At 52.9% G+C, this 19,278-nt stretch carries 22 protein-coding genes and 1 tRNA gene; 3 read left to right on the forward strand and 20 right to left on the reverse strand.

Annotated features, from left to right (window positions below; translation table 11 throughout):
* The 19 genes from AC1931_RS11695 to AC1931_RS11785 form a co-directional block, all read right to left on the reverse strand.
* Positions 1 to 1,183, reverse strand: a 1,183-nt coding sequence (locus AC1931_RS11695; RefSeq protein ID WP_483877449.1) for a PDC sensor domain-containing protein, incomplete at its 3' end; no start/stop codon positions are given.
* A gap of 255 nt (positions 1,184 to 1,438) precedes the next feature.
* Positions 1,439 to 1,789 (reverse strand): translation initiation factor Sui1, encoded by a 351-nt coding sequence (locus tag AC1931_RS11700; protein WP_483877450.1) that lies wholly within the window; start codon positions 1,787 to 1,789, stop codon positions 1,439 to 1,441.
* 16 nt (positions 1,790 to 1,805) lie between these two features.
* A complete protein-coding gene (locus AC1931_RS11705) occupies positions 1,806 to 2,003 on the reverse strand; it encodes a hypothetical protein (protein WP_483877451.1) in 198 nt (65 codons plus the stop codon).
* Between the two features lie 17 nt (positions 2,004 to 2,020).
* Positions 2,021 to 2,653 (reverse strand): PAQR family membrane homeostasis protein TrhA, encoded by a 633-nt coding sequence (gene trhA, locus AC1931_RS11710; protein ID WP_483877452.1) that lies wholly within the window; start codon positions 2,651 to 2,653, stop codon positions 2,021 to 2,023.
* Between the two features lie 70 nt (positions 2,654 to 2,723).
* Complete coding sequence (locus AC1931_RS11715) at positions 2,724 to 3,950, reverse strand: FprA family A-type flavoprotein (protein ID WP_483877453.1); 1,227 nt, start codon at positions 3,948 to 3,950, stop codon at positions 2,724 to 2,726.
* 220 nt (positions 3,951 to 4,170) lie between these two features.
* Positions 4,171 to 5,595 carry an NADH-quinone oxidoreductase subunit N gene (locus AC1931_RS11720; RefSeq protein ID WP_483877454.1) on the reverse strand — a complete coding sequence of 475 codons (1,425 nt, stop codon included), beginning with the start codon at positions 5,593 to 5,595 and terminating at the stop codon, positions 4,171 to 4,173.
* Positions 5,596 to 5,623: 28 nt separating this feature from the next.
* On the reverse strand, positions 5,624 to 7,222 hold the full coding sequence (locus AC1931_RS11725) for a complex I subunit 4 family protein (RefSeq protein WP_483877455.1): 1,599 nt from the start codon (positions 7,220 to 7,222) through the stop codon (positions 5,624 to 5,626).
* A gap of 110 nt (positions 7,223 to 7,332) precedes the next feature.
* A complete protein-coding gene (locus AC1931_RS11730; RefSeq protein WP_483877456.1) occupies positions 7,333 to 9,096 on the reverse strand; it encodes a Na(+)/H(+) antiporter subunit D in 1,764 nt (587 codons plus the stop codon).
* Complete coding sequence (locus tag AC1931_RS11735; RefSeq protein ID WP_483877457.1) at positions 9,086 to 9,334, reverse strand: hypothetical protein; 249 nt, start codon at positions 9,332 to 9,334, stop codon at positions 9,086 to 9,088. The genes AC1931_RS11730 and AC1931_RS11735 overlap by 11 nt, the downstream gene beginning before the upstream one ends.
* Positions 9,331 to 10,821: a monovalent cation/H+ antiporter subunit D family protein gene (locus tag AC1931_RS11740; RefSeq protein WP_483877458.1), complete on the reverse strand. Its 1,491-nt coding sequence runs from the start codon at positions 10,819 to 10,821 to the stop codon at positions 9,331 to 9,333. The genes AC1931_RS11735 and AC1931_RS11740 overlap by 4 nt, the downstream gene beginning before the upstream one ends.
* 21 nt (positions 10,822 to 10,842) lie before the next feature.
* Entirely contained in the window at positions 10,843 to 11,160 is a 318-nt protein-coding gene (gene nuoK, locus AC1931_RS11745; RefSeq protein ID WP_483877459.1) for an NADH-quinone oxidoreductase subunit NuoK, read from the reverse strand.
* Positions 11,157 to 11,681 carry an NADH-quinone oxidoreductase subunit J family protein gene (locus AC1931_RS11750; RefSeq protein WP_483877460.1) on the reverse strand — a complete coding sequence of 175 codons (525 nt, stop codon included), beginning with the start codon at positions 11,679 to 11,681 and terminating at the stop codon, positions 11,157 to 11,159. The genes nuoK and AC1931_RS11750 overlap by 4 nt, the downstream gene beginning before the upstream one ends.
* Positions 11,678 to 12,121, reverse strand: a complete 444-nt coding sequence (locus AC1931_RS11755; protein ID WP_483877461.1) for a NuoI/complex I 23 kDa subunit family protein — start codon at positions 12,119 to 12,121, stop codon at positions 11,678 to 11,680. The genes AC1931_RS11750 and AC1931_RS11755 overlap by 4 nt, the downstream gene beginning before the upstream one ends.
* Positions 12,118 to 13,113, reverse strand: coding sequence for an NADH-quinone oxidoreductase subunit NuoH (gene nuoH / locus AC1931_RS11760; RefSeq protein WP_483877462.1), 996 nt, complete (start codon positions 13,111 to 13,113; stop codon positions 12,118 to 12,120). The genes AC1931_RS11755 and nuoH overlap by 4 nt, the downstream gene beginning before the upstream one ends.
* Positions 13,110 to 14,222, reverse strand: a complete 1,113-nt coding sequence (locus tag AC1931_RS11765) for an NADH-quinone oxidoreductase subunit D (RefSeq protein ID WP_483877463.1) — start codon at positions 14,220 to 14,222, stop codon at positions 13,110 to 13,112. The genes nuoH and AC1931_RS11765 overlap by 4 nt, the downstream gene beginning before the upstream one ends.
* On the reverse strand, positions 14,222 to 14,737 hold the full coding sequence (locus tag AC1931_RS11770; RefSeq protein ID WP_483877464.1) for an NADH-quinone oxidoreductase subunit C: 516 nt from the start codon (positions 14,735 to 14,737) through the stop codon (positions 14,222 to 14,224). Before AC1931_RS11770 ends, AC1931_RS11765 begins: the two co-directional genes overlap by 1 nt.
* 3 nt (positions 14,738 to 14,740) lie before the next feature.
* A complete protein-coding gene (locus tag AC1931_RS11775; protein WP_483877465.1) occupies positions 14,741 to 15,322 on the reverse strand; it encodes an NADH-quinone oxidoreductase subunit B in 582 nt (193 codons plus the stop codon).
* A complete protein-coding gene (locus tag AC1931_RS11780; RefSeq protein WP_483877466.1) occupies positions 15,295 to 15,687 on the reverse strand; it encodes an NADH-quinone oxidoreductase subunit A in 393 nt (130 codons plus the stop codon). Before AC1931_RS11780 ends, AC1931_RS11775 begins: the two co-directional genes overlap by 28 nt.
* Before the next feature lie 180 nt (positions 15,688 to 15,867).
* Positions 15,868 to 16,890 (reverse strand): lytic murein transglycosylase, encoded by a 1,023-nt coding sequence (locus AC1931_RS11785; protein ID WP_483877467.1) that lies wholly within the window; start codon positions 16,888 to 16,890, stop codon positions 15,868 to 15,870.
* Positions 16,891 to 16,982: 92 nt separating this feature from the next.
* On the opposite strand from AC1931_RS11785, the gene AC1931_RS11790 reads away from it, so the two are divergent.
* From AC1931_RS11790 to AC1931_RS11800, 3 genes are all read left to right on the forward strand, one after another.
* Positions 16,983 to 17,213 (forward strand): hypothetical protein, encoded by a 231-nt coding sequence (locus AC1931_RS11790; RefSeq protein WP_483877468.1) that lies wholly within the window; start codon positions 16,983 to 16,985, stop codon positions 17,211 to 17,213.
* 50 nt (positions 17,214 to 17,263) lie between these two features.
* Positions 17,264 to 18,559: a 4Fe-4S dicluster domain-containing protein gene (locus AC1931_RS11795; protein ID WP_483877469.1), complete on the forward strand. Its 1,296-nt coding sequence runs from the start codon at positions 17,264 to 17,266 to the stop codon at positions 18,557 to 18,559.
* Positions 18,560 to 18,631: 72 nt separating this feature from the next.
* Entirely contained in the window at positions 18,632 to 19,087 is a 456-nt protein-coding gene (locus tag AC1931_RS11800; RefSeq protein ID WP_483877470.1) for a ferritin family protein, read from the forward strand.
* A 77-nt stretch (positions 19,088 to 19,164) separates the two neighbouring features.
* Here AC1931_RS11800 and AC1931_RS11805 read toward each other — a convergent pair.
* Positions 19,165 to 19,240 (reverse strand) — tRNA-Thr (locus AC1931_RS11805).
* Positions 19,241 to 19,278 lie beyond the last annotated feature (38 nt).

Here is a 19,278-nt window from a genome sequence, read left to right on the forward strand (position 1 = left end):
CGTTGAGGTTCAGCACCATGGTCTGCAGGGCCAGACCCAGCTGATCCTTTTCCGAAGCCAGCTGCACCTCGACATTGAGGTTGCCGTCGGCGATCTGTTCAGCGACATCGGCGTTACGTGAGAGGTTCTCGGCCATGTCATCCAGGGATTTGGCCAGAATGCCGATTTCATCACCGCGCTCCATGTTCAGGCGCATGCTGAAATCACCCTTGGCAATCTCCTGGGCGAGGTTGATCCCTTGAACCACCGGTTTGACGATGGAGCGTGCCAGCAGGTAGACCAGCAGTGAACCGATAACGATAAATACCAGTGACAGGATGATAATCGTGTTGCGCATGGTGGGAAGAAGGTGAAATACATCTTTTTTGTGTGCACCCACTGCCATTGACCAGCTGGTCCCGGCGATAGGATGATATCCGAAAAAGCGGACAGAGCCCATGAACGGATATTCATCAAAGCCTGCTTCTCCACGGGTCATTTTTTGAAACATCATTGCCAGTTGAGTGTATTCCGGCTTGGTCTTGGCTTCTTCAATAAAATTTGTCTGGTTCAGGACCAGATCCCGATTGCCGTAGGCAATCATGGTTCCCTTGCCGTCGATAATATAGGAATAGCCTTTTTCGCCAAAACCGAGCCCATCGGTAATATTACTCAGCCAGCCGGCATCAAGTCGAGCCATCAGCACTCCGGAGATTATATTATTACTTCGAATCGGTGCGGCAACAATCATCACCGGAGAATTTGTTACCCGGGATATAATGACGTCAGAAAAATTGGCGGTTCCCTGCAGTGCCATTCGCGTGTAGCTTCTGTCTCCCAGTTGCGCGGTGTTTCCGTCCGGGTATCTGGCGGTGCCATCAGGAGATATCACTCCCATTCCCAGGTAGCCGCCTAACTGGGTATATTCTTCGAGTACATTTTTTTGTTCGTTCCAGTCCATGCTTTTGATGGCAGGGTTTTCTGCCATGATGCTGAGCGCCGTCAGGTGTCGTTGAAGCACCTGGCTGATAATTTCAGCACCATCTCTGGCGACATGAGGAATATTGGTTTCAACCTGTTCTTGCAGTGCCGATGCCGCCTGGAAGTACGCAACGGTCCCGATGCCAGTGGCAACAAACAATAAAAGGAAGAGAATTCCTCCAATCAGTTTTTGACTGAGTTTGATGTTATTGAAGATATTCATAGAAGCCCCCACTTTTGTTCGATGTTTAAAAGGATTGAGTGGTATTCCGAGTCTCAGGCTGGCACATTCAGTCGCTGTTGGAACAGGTTCTGGATAAAAAGGATTGACCAACCAAGATAATTTTAATAATAAAAGATATAGGGAATATATATTAAAGAAGTAAAATTAGTCAACAATAATTGTTGGCTTTTTTAGTGGGTGGGTCAGGCGGGAAGGATGATGATCGTTGAATGAATTTTCGCGGGGAACTGGAATTTACCCCCCCGCTTTTTTCACCTTCAAACCGCGCTGCTGCAACAGATCGAGAAGCAGGTCGCGGTGATCGCCCTGGATCTCGATCACGCCGTCCTTGACGGTACCGCCGGTGCCACAGCGCTGTTTGAGCTCTTTGGCCAGTTCCTTGAGCTGGCGCGGTTCCAGATCCAGGCCGGTGATCAAGGTAACTCCTTTGCCTTTACGTCCCTTGGTTTCGCGCTGGATGCGGACAATTCCATCGCCTATGCCCGTCGTTTCAGGCGTGCGGCACCGACAATTCTTCTGCGCTTGGCCGCAGGCAGGACACAGCCTGCCGAGCTGATCGGAATACACGGGTCGGCTGTTGCTCATGGTAATGAAATCCTCATCATGACAGATGGCGCCTTAGCTGACAGTGGGCACAGATCAGCACCAACTGATAAAGCCCGTTATCCGGGTTCTGGATCGTTGCCGGCGCCATATGACTGCGGCAGGAGAGCTTGTAGCATTCGCTGCAGGTAACACCATCATCACTGGTTGAAGTGCGCTCGCAGATGTGACACAGCCAGGGAGATTGTTCAGCCATAACTATTCAACCCTACCTCAAACCGTTGCGATATAGCGGTAAACTACCCAGAAATGAAAGAAACTGCCGGCCAGTACAAACAGATGCCAGGCCGCGTGAAAAAAACGGACGCGGTGATCAAAAGCATAAAAGAGCAATCCAAACGTGTAAGACAGACCACCGGCCAGAAGCCATAAAAATCCATTAAGTGAAAGTTTTTCCATCAGCGGGACAGCCAGTATCAGCGCCATCCATCCCATCAGCAGATAAATCATTACGGGAATATTTCTGTTTGCCGGTGACTCTGACACCAGGTCATAAAGAATGCCGATGAGGGCAAGCAACCAGACGCCGACAAAGACCAGCTTTCCGCGTGTGTCGCCAGCTAGAAGAATCAGTGCAAAAGGGGCGTAAGTGCTTGCAATCAATAGATAGATAGCAAGTTGATCAACTTTTTTTGCCGTCTGTTTCTGAGCGCCTGTGGTAGCGTGATAAAAGGAGGAACTGCTGTAGAGGATGACCATGCTGCCGCAAAAAAGGGTGTAACTGAACAGCCGCAAGGGATCCCCTTCACCCCGGACAAGCACCAGCAGGCCGGTGATTGCAGCTATGGCGCCGATAGCGTGTAGAGAGCTGTTAAATACCTCCTCCAGACGTGTTTGCTCAGCCATGTATGTGATCGCAATAACCTGAAAAAGGGATGGCTCCGGTCGAGACAACAACCGTAACCATCCGAGGAAATTAGTGTTTGCCGCAGAATTCCTTGACCTTGTCAGCCAGCAGACGACTCTGTTTGAGTGCCAGGTCCAGCTCAATATCGGTCGGTGCACCTTTCCATTCAATCGGTTCGATGAATTCCCATTTGAGCTTTTCGGTCAAATGATCAAGTTCACGCTGGGCGCCGCCGGACCAGCCTGCCGAGCCGAAGCGCAGGACCTTTTTATTCCATATTTTCTTGCGCCGGAACATGTCCAGTACCCAGGCCATGGGTGGGAACATCTCGTACTCATAAGTCGGCATCCCGAGGATAATGCCACTTGATTTCCATGCTGAGGCAAGGATCAGGCCGACATGGTCGTCCGGTACCCGGTGAACATGAACCGGTAAGCCCGCGCTGCGGACCCCCTGGACCATGTTGTTGACCAGTTTTTCGGTGTTGCCGTACATGCTTGACCAGATCACAGTGATTTCTGCTTCGGCCGGACCATTCAGATAGCCGGCAAAGCGGGTGTAGGAATCGATAATTGCCTGGGGATTCTCTCGCCAGATGATGCCATGGGAAGGGGCTATCACCTTGATATCAAGGGCGCTTAAACGCTGTATCCCCTTGGTAACAAAAGTCGAAAAGCTCGACACGATATTAGCATAGTAGCGCAATGCTTCGTTAATAAAGAAATCGTGTTGGCTGGTGGAGAGCTGATCATCAAAGTAGACATCATTCAGGGTACCGTAGGAGCCGAAGGCATCGCAGGAAAACAAGGTGCCGCTGCTGTTCTCATAGGTCATCATGGTTTCGGGCCAGTGGATATTCGGGGTTTCGTAGAAGGTCAGAACCTTCCCCTTGCCGAGGTCAAGGGTGTCACCATCCTTGACCACTTCGACGTTATCCTCAATACCACAAAAATCCTTGAGCAGTTGTTTGGCCTTGCCGGTCAGAAAAATTTTCATATCGGGGTTGCGGGCATGGAAAACCGGCAACCAGCTGGTATGGTCAGGCTCCATGTGGTTAAGAATCAGATAATCAATATCCCCGGCGCTGATGCCGATGGAAGCCATTTCCGCATCAAAATCAGCCGGCTTGTTACCGACATCTTCCAACAGGTCAATCAACGCAGTTTTTTCACCCTGAACAATATAAGAGTTGATGGATATGCCGTTGGGCATCGGCCACATCCCTTCAAAGAGCTTGTAGCTTTCCAGGTTGACCGGTAAACAGTAAATACCCTCAGTGATTTTTACAGCTTTCATATGTTTTTATCCCTCTTCTCTTTAAGATTAATTCTTATGTCGGCATTAAAAAGATACACTGAAATGAAATAGATGACCAGTATTGTTGGATAAGGAAATGGTTTTTTTATGATGAGAGTAGAGCAGCAGTGAATGAACACCTGAAAATTCTCGGATGGTGAGCCGGCGTGTCGGTAATGCCTGAACAGGGGCCTGGGTTATCCCGGGCCCCTGAATTTAACTACAGAAAAGCAACAGCCGCCTTGGCCAGGGCGAGCAGTTGTTGCGGCAGGACACCCAGCAGGATAATGGCAATAATCAAGCCAAAGCCAAGTAGTTTGCTGCTGAAGGTAATGGTGACCTCTGAGCTGTCAGTGTCGGTGCTGGTCAAATAGGCAGCACGGACGATCTTGAGGTAGAAGAAGATTGAGATCGCGGCGTTGATCAGCCCCAGAACTACCAGACCATAGAACCCTTGCTGGAAAGCAGCGGTAAAAAGAACAAACTTGCCGGTAAAGCCGATGGTTGGTGGAATACCGGCCAGGCTGAAGACGCCGGCGGCCAGTACAAAAGCCAGCAGGGGAGCACGGCGATAAAGGCCGTTCAGGTCATTCAGGCTGAGGTTACGGTTGTCGCCACTCAAATGATAGAGCACAAAGAAGCAGGCCAGATTCATCAGCAGATAACCGATGGCATAATAGATAGCTGCCGCATATCCCAGAGTACCGCCGGCAATTACGCCGAGCATCAGATAGCCGGCATGGGCAACGCTGGAGTAGGCCAGTAGACGCTTAATATCATTCTGTACCAGGGCCGAGAGGTTTCCGATGGTCATGGAGGCGACCGCCAGAATTCCCAGAGCCCAGCTTAGTTGGCTGATGTCAACGCCGGCCAGACTGACCAGGCGCAGCAGCAGAATCACCGCACCAATTTTGGGAAGGGTGGCAATAAAGGTGGTGGTTTCGTTAGCCGCGCCCTGATAGACATCAGGAGTCCAGAAATGCATGGGGAACAAGGCGAGTTTGTAGAAGAATCCGCACAACAGCAGGATCATTCCAGCTACAGCCAGAGGCTGTGTAGCCAAGAGTCCCGGCAGCAGGGGAGACAGTTCAGCCAGATAGGTAGTTCCACTAAGACCGAAAATATAGCTCATGCCGAACAGGCTCAGGCCTGAAGCCGCCGCCCCGAAGAGCACGTACTTGAGGCTGGCTTCATATTGCTGGCGGCCGTTGACAGGTTGCCGGAAGGGAATAGCAACGAACAGGGCATAGGATGATATTTCCAGCGCCAGGAAGATCGTCAGCAATTCCGCTGCACTGGAAAGCATGACCAGCCCCAGGGTACTGACGCTCAGAAAGAGGTAATACTCAGGATGGAGACGTTTTTCAATACCGCGCAGGCCGGGAGTAGCCCAGGCGATCAAGGCCAGCCCGGCACAAAGAACCAGTTTGAACAACTGTGACAGTTGGTCGATCTGGTAGGCGCCATAAAACAGGGAGCCCGATTGCTGGTAGTTTACTGCCGTTGCCAGCAGGGCCAGAATCGAGAGAAGGATCACCGTCCCCTGCAAAAAACCGGTTCGGGGATGGGTGCCCAGGGAGGTACAAAAGCACACCAGAGCAAGCAGAATCAGCAGCAGTTCGGGTAGAAAAAGCATGGTTTCCATAAAACGTCCGAAATCAGGAGTTAACAGCTCAGGGTCTCAGGGTCGTCAACAGACCGGCAATTTTATTGCTCCAGCCGCTGAAGGCGTGATGCAGATTATCGTGCCCGCCCTGGTTCAATCCGTTACCGATCTGGTCAATCAGGTGCGTCACACTGACATCCATCATGTCCAGCAACGGGGTTGGATAGAAGCCGATCCAGAAAACAAAAATGGTTAAAAAGCTCAACGTGGCGATTTCCCGGGCATTCAGGTCTTTTAGAATGTGACCATCACCATGACCATCATCGTGGTGACCATGGCCATCGGAATCGGCCCAAACCATGCTCTGCAGCAAACGCAGCATGTAGGCCGCTGCGAGGATAGCACCGACAATCGCCAGGGCGCCGACCAGGGGATATTTTGAGAAGGCCGCCAGCAGCACCAGGAATTCACTGACAAAGCTGTTGGTGCCGGGGAAACCGAAGGATGACAGGCTGAAAATGCCGAGGAACAGTACATAAATCGGCATCATCGCTCCGAGGGCGCGGTTGACGCTCATTTCACGACTGTGGGTGCGTTCGTAGATGATCCCAATCAGAATAAACAGGGCTCCGGTGGTGATACCGTGATTGATCATCTGCAGCATCGCCCCCTTGATCCCCTGATCATTGAGCAGGAAGATTCCCAGGGTAACAAAACCCATATGTCCGACACTGGAATAGGCGATCAGCTTTTTGATATCGCTCTGTCCGAGGGCCAGATAGCCGCCAACAATGATCGAGATCAGGGACAGGGCAATCAGCCAGGGCATGAAATACCAGGTCGCTTCCGGTGCCATCGGCAGACAGAAACGTAAGAAACCATAACCACCGAGTTTGAGCATGATGCTGGCGAGGATGACACTGCCTGCCGTCGGTGCTTCGACGTGAGCTGCCGGCAACCAGGTGTGGAGCGGGAACATCGGTACCTTGACGGCAAAAGCCAAGGCGCAACCGAGGAAGATCCAGGCCTGGAAGCTGAAGCTGAAGTGTTGTTCCATCAACTCGGGAATAAAGAAACTACCGGTCTGGACATACAGGGCAATAATCGCCGCCAGAAAGAAAATACTGCCGGCAAAAGTGTAAAGGAAATACTTGATGGATGCGTAATCCTTGCGCGGTCCGCCCCAGATAGCGATCATCAGATACATCGGGATCAGCATCGCTTCCCAGAAGAGGAAGAACAGCAGGGTATTGAGGCTGACGAAAACGCCGATCATTGCGGTTTCGATCACCAGCAGAACGAACATGAATTCACGCATTCGTTCCTTGATATAGCTCCAGGAACAGAGCACACACAGGGGCATGACCAGGGTTGTTAACAACACCAGCAAGACGCTTATTCCATCGACACCAACTGCATAGTCAAGCCCCAGTGCCGGTAACCAGTGGCGCACTTCGACAAACTGATACAGGGCCGTAGTGCGATCAAACCGGGTATATAGCGGCAGTGATGCCAGGGCCGTTGCCACCGTAACGCTCAGCCCCCATAGCAGCTGCGCTTTGTCACTTTTAAACAGCAGACCCAGCACTGCACCGACCAGCGGCAACAGCAGCAATACGGAGATGATGGGGTAGTTCAGTTGATTAAAAATCAGATACTGTTCCACGATCGTTCCTTCGTAGACGTTAATAAATAGGGACTATCCTAAAAAAGACAACGCCATGCACCGTGAAGTGGTGCGCGCGATCCTTTGAAAACCGCTCAGCAGCGTCATGTTTACACCAGAAAGACAACCAGCGTGACCACCAGTACGGCAATGATTCCGGCGGCGATGTAATGCTGAATCCGTCCGGTCTGAATCTGACGGACGCTGTTGCCGCCGGCAACGATGTTGCGGGCTGAACCGTCGATCGTCCAGTCGATGCCTTCTTTATCGAACCAGGAGAAGGCGCGGGCCAACGCCATGGTCAGACGCAGGCCGATGTTCTTATAGACATTGCTGACCCAGTTATTGACTGAAACTATCGGACCCCTGGCGAAATTGACAAAGCGCACCGACCCTTTACGATAAAACCAGTCCAGATCGAGGTTGGACACATCGTGGGGCTTGAGATAATTCACCATCAGGTAGAAACCTAAGCCCGTAAAGGCCATGAGCTGGAAGGTTTCCGACAGGTGGTAGGCGTAGTAGGGGTGGTACTCGGCAGCATAAGGAAGCATGCTGTAGAGGGCTGTCGGGTAAACGCCGAAAAGGATACAGACAAAAGCCGCCATCCCCATTGCCAGCTGCATGTTCCAGGGTGCTTCTTTGGCGCGGATGCCGGAATCCTTGCCGAACCAGATAAAGTAGGGCAGTTTGATGCCGACCGAGAGGAAGGTTCCAACCCCGGCCAGCAGCAGCATTACCAGCAGGACGGTCTGATGGTTATAACCGGCGGCCGCAATAATCATCGATTTGCTGACAAAGCCACTGGTCAGCGGGAAGCCGGAGATCGCGATACCACCGATAATGGTAAAAACCATGGTCAGCGGCATGGTGCGATAGAGACCACCGAGCTCGCTGAGCTTGGAACGTCCGGTCATTTCCAGTACCGCACCGGCGCCCATGAATAACAGTGCTTTGTAAATGATGTGGGCATAGGCATGAGCCGCGACACCGTTAAGCGCCATGGCCGTGCCGATGCCGACCCCGCAGACCATGTAACCGACCTGACTGACAACGTGGTAAGCAAGAATCCGCCGGGCGTCATTTTCGATGACCGCGTAGGCAACTCCGTACAGGGCCATGCAGGCACCTACAATGGCCAACACTTCAAAGCCCGGAAAACCACGCAACAACACGTAAACAGCGGTTTTGGTGGTGAAGGCGCACATGAATACCGCCCCGGTTACAGTTGCTTCCGGATAGGCATCAGGCAGCCAGGCATGGATCGGTGGCGCTGCCGCGTTGAGCAGGAAGCCGATCATGATCAGATATTCAGCCCAGCCGGCTCCTTCCTGAGTGAAGACTCCGAAGGAGAGATCATGTCCGCTTTGATAAAGCAGAAAGATCCCCGCCAGCAGCACCAGCCCTCCGGCCGTATGCACCAGCAGGTAGCGGTAGCCGGCTTCAATGGAGCGCTGTTTTTTGCGGTACCAGATCAGGAAGGTCGAGGCAAAGGCCATCAATTCCCAGAAAATAAAGAGGGTCAGATAATCGCCGGCCAGAGTCACCCCAAGGGAGCCGGCAACATAAAGAAAGGCGGCAATGTGCTGGCCGGTTTCCTTGACCTGCAGCCCGAAGACGCAGCCGATCAGGGCCATCAGGGTAAACACATGGAGGAAGATAAAAGTCAGCTTGTCAACCCGGCCGAATTGCAGCTCAAATCCAAGATAGTTGACGATGCCGAAGCTGTCAGGCAGCCGGTAAATGGTCGCCATGGCGACCAGAGGGATAACGATGAGCCAGATTTTCTGAATGCCGAAACGCTTGGCAAAAGGCATCAGCAACGCGCCGAGAATAAACCAGCTGGTCGGATGGATGAAGAGATCAGTTATCATAAGGGTCCTCCTTGCGCTCCAGCCAGACGTGGGAGAGCCCCTTGCAGATAACGATCATCAACAGGCAACCAAGCAAGCCGAACAACGACCAGAAGCCGATGATGCTGTCACCGAAAAAGTGTGGCTTTGGTCGTTCGATAATAAAATCGAAGAACACCGCAAACAGCAGAAAGGCGAAAAAACAGCCTCGGACAATATTGGCGCGTTCGCGCAGATAATCTATCCAACGTGCGATCATGAGCCCACCATCAGTTTGATCGTGTTCAAGAAAAGATCAGGCCAGATGCCGATCATCACCGAGATCACCCCGGTAATCAGCAAGGGCACCACCATCATCAGTACCAGCGGTTGCCGCTCGAGGCTGCTGATATCGGTATCGGTCGGCAGGGGCTTGCCGAAAAAGGATTTAAGTACCACCGGCACAAAGTAGCCGGCGTTAAGCAGGCTGCTGATCAGCAGGACGGCCAGCAGGATCATGTTGCCGATATCCATCGCCCCCAGGGCCAGATACCACTTGCTGACAAAGCCACTGACCGGCGGGACTCCGATCATGCTTAAGGACGCCAGGGCGAAAGCGGCCATGGTGAACGGCATGCGCCATCCCAGACCGCCCATTTCGGAGATATCCTTTTTGCCCGAAGCAACGAAAATACAACCGGCGCAGAAAAACAGGGTGATCTTGGCAAAGGCGTGGTTGGCGATATGCAGCAATCCACCGGTAATAGCGTGGGGAGTCAGCATGGCAACCCCGAGGACGATATAGGAGAGCTGGCTGACGGTTGAATATGCCAGTCGTGCCTTGAGGTTGGTCTGAGTCAGGGCAATTACCGAGGCGGTGATAATGGTAAAGGAAACCACGTAGGCGGTGAACATCCCCATGCCGGTTATGTCGAGCAGATCAATGCCGAACACTGACAGCATTACCCGGCAGATGGAGAAGACCCCGACCTTGACCACGACCACCGCATGCAGCAGGGCGCTGACCGGTGTCGGTGCGACCATGGCGTCAGGCAGCCAGTTATGCAGCGGCATGATACCGGCCTTGGCAAAGCCGAACAGGCACAGCAGGTAAGCGATGATCACCATCATCCGGTCAGTACCGGCCGGGAAAATTCCGCCACTGATACCGCTCATGTTGAAATCAAGGGTGCCGGTCAGGACATAGATGATCGCCATCGCCGGCAACAGCATCGCCTTGGAGGTGAACATCAGGTAGATGATGTACTTGCGTGCTCCCTCGTACCCTTCCTTATCCTGATGGTGCATGACCAGCGGGTAGGTGAAGATGGAAACGATTTCGTAGAACAGGTAAAGGGTAAACAGGTTGGCGGAAAAAGCCGCTCCCATGGCAGCGCCTACCGAGACGGCATAGCAGACGTAAAAGCGGGTCTGGGCATGCTCGTTTAAGCCGCGCATATAGCCGATACAGTAGATCGATGCCAGAATCCACAAAAATGAAGCGGTCCCGGCAAACACCAGACCCAGAGGGTCAAGATAAAAAGAAACGCTGATCCCCGGGTAGAGGGTGATCAGATTCAGAGCGTAAGCGCCGCCACTTAAGACGCCCGGTGCCAGGATCATGACGGCAATAAAGGTCAGTACTGCCCCGACAAACGAAATACTTTCGCGCAGGTTGGGGGTGCGCCCGGTTGCCATGACTAGCGCTGCGGTCACCATCGGGATGAGGGTCGCCAGCAGGACTTTGGAGGTGATAATTGGTTCCATGTGTGTGCCTGGTCCTCGAAGTTAGCCGTGCAATTCGTTTATCGCCTGGGGATCTACGCTGTGAAAGCGTCGATGAATGGCGATGACGAGACTGATAACGATGGCCGCTTCGGCAGCAGCAATCCCCAGAATAAACAGGGTAAACGCCTGCCCCACGGCAGGATCAGGCGCAACAAAGTAATTGAAAGCCATAAAGTTGACACCGGCCCCGGCGAGAACCATCTCGACGCAAATCAGCATGCCGATCAGGGTGCGATGACGAATCATTCCGAACAGGCCGACAAAAAGCATGAAGGCCGCAATGATCAGGTAGGTTGTCAGATGGTCACTCGGCATCATGAGGGATCACTCTCCTGCGGCGGGCGGGCGATAATAATCGCGCCCAGAATAGCAATCAGCAGCACCACGGAAATCAGCTCAAAAGCGAGAACAAACTGATGTAGAAAGGCTTCACCCAGGTGCTGCATGGAAAAATCACCAACGCGCTGTGCTGCTGCTGTCCATTGGGTACGGATCAGGGTCGTGGTCAGTAAAACAAAGCCGGAGATACAGGTGCCGGAGGCGAGGAGGAAGTTGTTGCCTGACCAGCGAAGTTGCTCGGTCTGAGTCGGTGATTGTCCGACCATGATTCCGAACACCAGCATGACGCAGACAGCACCAACGTAGATCAACACCTGCATCATCGCCATAAAAGGTGAACCGAGGTGAAAAAACAGTCCGGCAACACCGATAAAGACAACAGCCAGGCCGAGCACTGCGTGCATCAACTGGCGCGACCAGACGGTCAGCATGCCACCGAACATAATCAGAACGATAAAGCCGAAAAACATTCCTTCGGCCAGATAACGGTACATGGTCATTTTTCTTCCTCCACCATCGCCAGCAGGTCGTAATGAAAGTCTTCCCGGGAAAAACCGACATGCTGATAGACCTTCGAAAAATCGAGGGCGTCGGTTGGGCATACCTCAACACAGGTCCCGCACAGGCTGCATTTGGTGAAATCGAGGCGGTATTTGATCAATACCATTCCCTTGACCCCTTCACGTTTCTCACCGGCCAGATCGATACAGTTCGATGGGCATTCGCGCTCGCACATCTTGCAGGAGATACAGCGGTGTTTTTCCGGCTTCTCCTCGTCACGGATCAGAATCGTGTGGCCGCGGTAATTAGGTGAAATGGGCAGTTTTTCACGCGGATACTGGACGGTAACGACCGGGCGGAAGAGCTCGCGCAGGGTGATCATCATCCCGACGATGAGGCTTTTGCCCCCGGTAAAGATCAGGGCGAAATATTCTTTCATAATTTCAGCACCACGGCGGTCACCAGCAGGTGAACCAGAGAAAATGGAACCAGATACTTCCAGCAGAAATTCAGCAGTTGGTCAAAGCGTACCCGCGGGAAGGTCCAGCGAATCCAGATCATTGTCAGCAGAAGGGCGTACACTTTGGCAAAGAACCAGAGCGCTGAAGTGTACTCTCCATAGGGCAGCGGCGGTCCGCTCCAGCCACCAAGAAACAGAATAACGGTGAGGGAGCAGGCAATAAACATATAGGTATATTCAGCCATGAAAAAGAGGCTGAAGCCCATACCGCTGAACTCGGTCATGAAACCGGCCGTCAGTTCACTTTCGGCTTCCGGCAGGTCAAAGGGGGCACGGTTGGTTTCGGCCAGGGTCGCGGCAAAAAAGATCAGAAAGGCGACCGGCATGAAGAAAATAAACCAGGCTCCGCCGCTTTGGGCCTCGACGATCCCGCGCAGGCTGAAGGTGCCGGTCACCAGAATAACCGACAGCAGGGTCAGCAACATCGGGATCTCATAGGCCACATTCTGGGCAACCGAACGCATGGCCCCCAGGAGGGAATATTTGTTGTTGGAACTCCAGCCGGCAATCAGGATCGCCAGGACGTTGATGGCAACCACGGCCAGAATAAAGATCAGGCCGATATCAAAATCGCGCCCCTGGAGTTTAGGTGCAAAGGGGATGACAACCATCGGCATGATTGCCGGGGCAAAGGAAATGATCGGCGCGAGACGATAGAGAACTCTATCGGTCTGTTTGGGCACGATCAACTGTTTGCCAACCAGTTTGACACCATCGACAGCCAGTTGCAGAATCCCGTGCCAGCCGACTTCCATTGGGCCCGGTCGGCGTTGAAAACGCCCGGCAAGCTTGCGCTCCAGATACCCCATGACGACCGCATTGCCAAAGACAATAATGATGGCGCAGATCACGGCAATCAGGATACGTAACAACTCCGGTGGGAAAAAACCAGTATTCATTACAGCGCTCATCGATCGATCTCCGGAATAACCAGATCCAGACTACCCATGCAGGCACAGAGATCAGAAAGGAGCATTCCACTACAGAGTTCAGGCAGAAGGCTCAGGTTTGAAAAGGACGGAACGCGGATTTTCATCCGATAGGGAGTGTCGCTGCCATCCCCGGTTAGATGGTAGACCAGTTCGCCGCGTGGTGATTCGACTGCATAGCAGGCGTCACCGGCAGGTAGTTTAAGTTTTTTCGGCACCTTGGCCATGGCGGGCCCGTCGGGAAGCTTGTCGAGGGCCTGCTCAAGGATACGCAGACTCTGTTCAATTTCGCGAACCCGAACCAGGTAGGCCGCCATGCAGTCGCCGGTTGTTTCGGTCGGGATTTCGAAATCGAATTCCGGATAGACCGAATAGGGTTCAGCGCGGCGGATATCGTATGGGATGCCGGTTCCTCGCAGTACCGGGCCGGTCAGCCCGTAACGGCGCGCGAGGTCAGGTGTGAACTCGCCGATCTGTTCAATCCGCTTGCGGAAGATGATGTTGCCGGTCACCAGTTTGTCGTACATCGGCATGCGTGAACGTTGCCAGGCGATGTATTCGCGGGTACGCTCGACAAATTTGTCATCAATGTCGCGCACCACGCCACCAACCCGCATATAGCAATAGGTCAGCCGTGAACCGGTAACATCCTCAAGGATGTCGAGGATCTTTTCCCGATCCTCAAAAGTATACATGATCGGGGTAAAAGCACCGAGATCAAGCACCAGCACACCCAGCCACAGCAGATGACTCTGCAGGCGATTGAGTTCAGACGTGATAACGCGGATATATTCTGCCCGCGGCGTCGCTTCGATGCCGGCAAGACGCTCCACCACGCCGACGTAACCGTGGTTGTAGATCAGCGCGGCGAGGTAATCCATGCGTGCGGCATTGGGTAGAAAATTTGGCCAGGAGCGGCATTCCGCCATTTTTTCGTGCATCCGGTGACCGTAGCCGAGAACCGGTTGCGGATCCATGACGTACTCGCCTTCCATCTCCAGAATCACCCGCAAAACGCCGTGGGTGCTTGGATGCTGCGGCCCCATGTTGAGAACGTAGCGGTGCTCGCTCTTTTCTGCCATGGTGGTCATCACGCATCCTCCTTTTTAACCGCAGGGGCAGGCTTGTCCTCAGCAATCTTCTCGACGCGGGTGATGGCAGCGCGATCCTTCAAGCTTTCCGCTTTTTTCAGCAATGGTTTGAGGTCTTCCATGTCTTCAGCCAGCAGCAACGGTTTGAGGTTGGGGTGGTCGCGAAAGATAACCCCGTAAAAATCCTTGGTTTCACGCTCGTGCCAGTTGGCTCCCTGGAAAATGTCGGAGATGGTCGGCAGGCTGTTATCGGCATCAACAGCTACGTGGGCCAGCAGTCGACAGGGAAAGCCGTAGTTTGCAAACTGATAACTGACATCGATTCCGGTAGTAAGATGCAGCCCGGACACATAGCTTAAGTAAAAATTACCCGTGCGTAACAGGTCTGCGAAGGAGCGCAACTGGCTCGACTCCAACCTGATCTCGAGATGATAGCCCCGCTGTGCAAAGTTAACCTCTTCAACCTTGACCGGGATCTTTTTGAAAGCTGCAATAACGGAATCTTTTGATTCCATGGGTCAGACTCCTTCGGGCATCTTGTTCATGGGAATCGGGAAGCGTTTGCCGGAAATCTTTTCCTGCAATTTGAAAATGGCCTCGAACAGGGCTTCCGGCCGCGGCGGGCAGCCCGGCACATAGACATCGACCGGAATAATGCGATCGATTCCTTCGATGACATTATAGTTTTCTTCTACCGCGAAAGGTCCGCCCGACGTGGCGCAGTTGCCTAGGGCGATGACATAGCGCGGTGCCGCCATCTGCTCGTAGAGGGTTAGCACCCCGGGAGCCATTTTCTTGTTCACCGTGCCCGCAACAATCATCAGATCACAGTGACGCGGTGAAGGGCGAAACACTTCGGCGCCGAAGCGGGCCAGGTCGAAGCGCGCCATCCCGGCGACCATCATCTCGATGGCACAGCAGGACAGGCCAAAGGTCAACGGCCACAGAGAGTTGGCCCGGCAGAAATTAAGAACCTTTTCCACCTGTGCCAGATGAACGATGGAATCGAGTTCCTCCGGGGGGTGACCATCGAGCTCGCGCCGGCGAGCTTCTTCGGTCTGGGTGTGAACCCTCAGGAGGTTTTTCTTCTCTTCGGCCATGTAAAAACTCCTTTAACCCACGGATAAATAACCGTCAGGGACAGGATAAACACAAAAATAAACAGCACGATCAGTCCATGGGCGCCGGACACCAGATGATACGCCGTTGCTACCGGAAACAGAAACAGGATGTCGACGGCAAAAGCGACGAAAATCAATGCGTAGAGATAATAGCTGACATGAAAGCGGATATCCTGGGCATCGCCAAAGATGTCCATGCCACATTCGTAGGGGTCCAGGGTTGTTTTCAGAATCGAGGTTGGGTTGACCAGATTCGCTACGACCAAAGGTCCTACAGCAATACAGATTCCGCCAACCAGGAAAAAGAAAACATACATGTAGTCAAGCAGCTGACTTTCGGGCATAGGGAAAATCCTTCGCCGACATAGACGGGTTGATGAGTAAAAATATGAGGTGAAAATTTTATTTCGACTAAAGAAATCCGTTAAGGCATCAAATTTCTAACGGAGCTGAAATGAAAAGTCAACCATAAAAGAGAATTGGTCCGACCAATTTTCGCCGGGCTGATGGTCAGACTTCGCGTATCATTTCTGTTCGCGTAAAAGATCAGCCAGATGGGCGATTGCCAACGCGTAATTGACCGCCGGGTTGTAGCGGTACAGGGCGTCAAAGTTGGCCAGCACCAGAAAGTAGGGACCGCTGTTGTTCTCTGGAGCGACCAGCCCGGCGGGGGTTGTTGCAGGCAGGTCTTCCGTTGTCAGCGGTGACCCGTCGGCACGTGTAAGTCCTTGCCCCTGCCAGAAACTTAAGGGTTGGCGTTCCCTCCAGTCGTTGACCGGGGAAGTGAAGGTAACGGGGGGATGGACCGCAAAACCCCAGGGTTGACCTGCGACCCAGCCTGCTTGTTTGAGATAGTTCGCCGTTGAAGCCAGGGCATCGGCAACACTGCCGATCGTGTCGCGGCGGCCATCAAGATCATAGTCAACAGCCAGGCGTTCAAAGCTGGTCGGAATAAACTGCGTCTGACCAAAAGCTCCAGCCCAGGAACCGAGGAAATCTTCCGCAGCTATATCTTCGCGCTCAAGGATTTTCATGGCACTGATAAATTGGTTACGGAAAAAAGGCTGACGGCGACCAAAGCAACCCAGGGTTGCCAGGGACCGAATCACCGGGAAATTGCCGGCCGCAGCACCGAAGGAAGATTCCATCCCCCAGATGGCGACGATGATTGCCGGGTCGACACCATAGTGATTTTCAATGTCGGCAAGCAGCTCACGCTGCTCTGCCTGTTTTGACCGTCCTGTCCGGATGCGGTCGTCCGTAACCTGCCGAGCCAGATACTCAGCAACCGTCAGGGTCAACTCAACCTGCCGTTCCATCAGCTCGACGGTTCTCATGTCGGGCGTAAGGCCGGCTGTTGCCTGGTGGAACATAGCGGCTGAAACGCCTTTATCAAGGGCTGTTACGCGCAGGTCAGCGAGGCAGCGATTAAAGTCGTCGGTGATACCCTCTGCGCGCGGTGAACCGGCAAGCATCATTAACAGTAAAAAACCGCAAAGCCACTGGGCCAAAAAAATACTCAGCCTGTCCGGACGAAAGTTCTGCACGATACCCCCCATTGGTGGATCAAAAAAGGTGTGTTAGGATTGTTACGAGTAAAACAAAGTCGTGGGTAGCAGGTCAAGATGGTGCGTAGCATGTGCCGGATCAATGGAATGAATGGATAGCGATTCAGATGCTTTTTTTGTTGTTTCTGGTTCCCATGGCGCTACTCAGCGCTTTTCTTGCCTGGCGCTGCTGGCAGATTAAACGTTCGCGCGTTGCTTTGGTGATGGTAATTGCCTGTGTCGGCTGTACTCTCTGTTCGGCCCTGCTGATTTATGGCATGCTCTATTTGTATGAGGCGCTTAAGTTGCCCGTAGCCGGCTGAAACCAGTCAGGGTGCTAAAAAAATGCGCTCTGCGGTTTGGTGGAGGTGTGATGGCTCACCGAACGCTAAAAAAATCCTCATATGATCATCTTGTCGAGCGACTCAATCGTTTTCCCCAGGGTGCGCCGCCCTCCAGTACTCTTTATCGCATTCTGAAAATACTTGTCAGTGAAAAAGAAGCCGGGCTGATCGCGCAACTCCCCATAGCGCCTTTCAGGGTAGCGGATGCCGCCCGGCGCTGGAGATTGAGTGAGATGGAAAGCCGCAACATCCTCAATGAGCTGGCGAACCGGGCCATTCTGGTTGATGTTGAAGAGGACGGGGAGGCCGTTTACGTACTGCCGCCGCCGATGGCTGGTTTTTTTGAGTTTTCCCTGATGCGGTTGCGGGGGGACGTGGATCAAAAGGTGCTGGCCGAGCTCTTTTATCAGTACCTGAATGTTGAGGAAGACTTTATCAAGAGCCTTTTTATCGATGGTCAGACCCAGCTTGGTCGGGTTTTTGTCAATGAGTCGGTGGTTGGCGATGGTGCCGCTGATCAGGCATTATATGTCCTTGATTATGAACGGGCCTCAGAGGTGATCAGGTCAGCCAGTCATATTGGTGTCGGTCTGTGCTACTGTCGCCACAAGATGGAACACCTGGGCAAGAATTGCAGCGCGCCGCTGGATATCTGCATGACCTTCAACACCAGCGCAGAATCGTTGACCCGCAGTGGTTATGCCCGCGCGATTGATACCGTTGAATGTCTTGAGTTGCTGGATCAGGCTTACGAACACAATCTGGTTCAGTTTGGCGAAAACGTTCAGAACCGGGTCAATTTTATCTGCAACTGCTGTGGCTGCTGTTGTGAAGCAATGATTGCCGCCCGCAAATACGGCATCTTGCAGCCGGTCCATACCTCTAATTTTATTCCTGTCATTGATCTTGCGAGTTGCACCGGTTGCGGGCAATGCGTGCGGGTCTGTCCGGTCGAAGCTGTTGCTCTGGTGTCGGCCGACGATCCCCGGCAACCGAGGCGCCATGTCGCCAAAATTGATGCCGATATCTGTCTCGGTTGTGGTGTCTGTGTGCGGGTCTGTGGACCGCATAGCTTATCTTTAACCCCCCGTGAGAAAAGGGTGTTTACCCCGGTCGACAGCGTCCACCGGATCGTGGTAATGGCGATTGAACGGGGTAAACTGCAGGAACTGATTTTTGACAATCACATCCTCTTCAGTCACCGTGCCCTGGCCGCCCTGCTGGGCGCTGTTTTGAAGCTTTCGCCGGTCAAGCGGGCGCTGGCGAGTGAGCAGATGAAATCCCGTTATCTGCTTAAATTGCTCCAGTGGCATGGCCGGCGGTGAAGGAAGACGATCTCTTCTGAAGAAATGAAAAACCCCCTCGAAGCCTTCCCCTCTTTGTAAGGATTTATTTGAATGAAGTTAATTAGAATGTGCCGTGAAGTGGAAATGATGTTGAGCGAAGTTTACCAGAACTTCTCCACGATAAAAAACATCAATCAGGAGGTCAAAGATGTTTTTCTGCAACTGGCCAGTGATGAAAAACAACATGCTATTCTGCTTGAGTTCGTGGATAAAATTATCACCAAAAGTCATTTGGAAATTACCGAAAATGAAACGATTAAAAAAGTTGAACGCATGCATGAAAAAGCCCAGGCCGTGCTGCACCGCTCCCGGCAACCCATCACCATCAATGATGCGTTAACCTTCGCCATCAAGCTGGAACGCTATTTTGTTGATGTCCACGCCCGGGTGCTGGTGAGTCTGGCGGATACTGAAACCGCAAGACTGGTTCAGTTTTTGGCCCACGATGAAGATGACCATGTCGGATCCCTCTGCAGGTGTGCAGAAAAATACGGAATCGTCATCTAATCACCAGTTCCGGCGAATGATTCAGCTCAAACAAAAACAGGCACTTAACCGTGACGGTCAGGTGCCTGTTTTTATTATGGAGCCACCCACCGGAATCGAACCGGTGACCTACTGATTACGAATCAGTTGCTCTACCGACTGAGCTAGGGTGGCAGGCAGGGGGACTTTCTACCGCAGTTGCGAGGCCCGCG

The organism is Pelovirga sp. C15f (genome assembly GCF_057178085.1).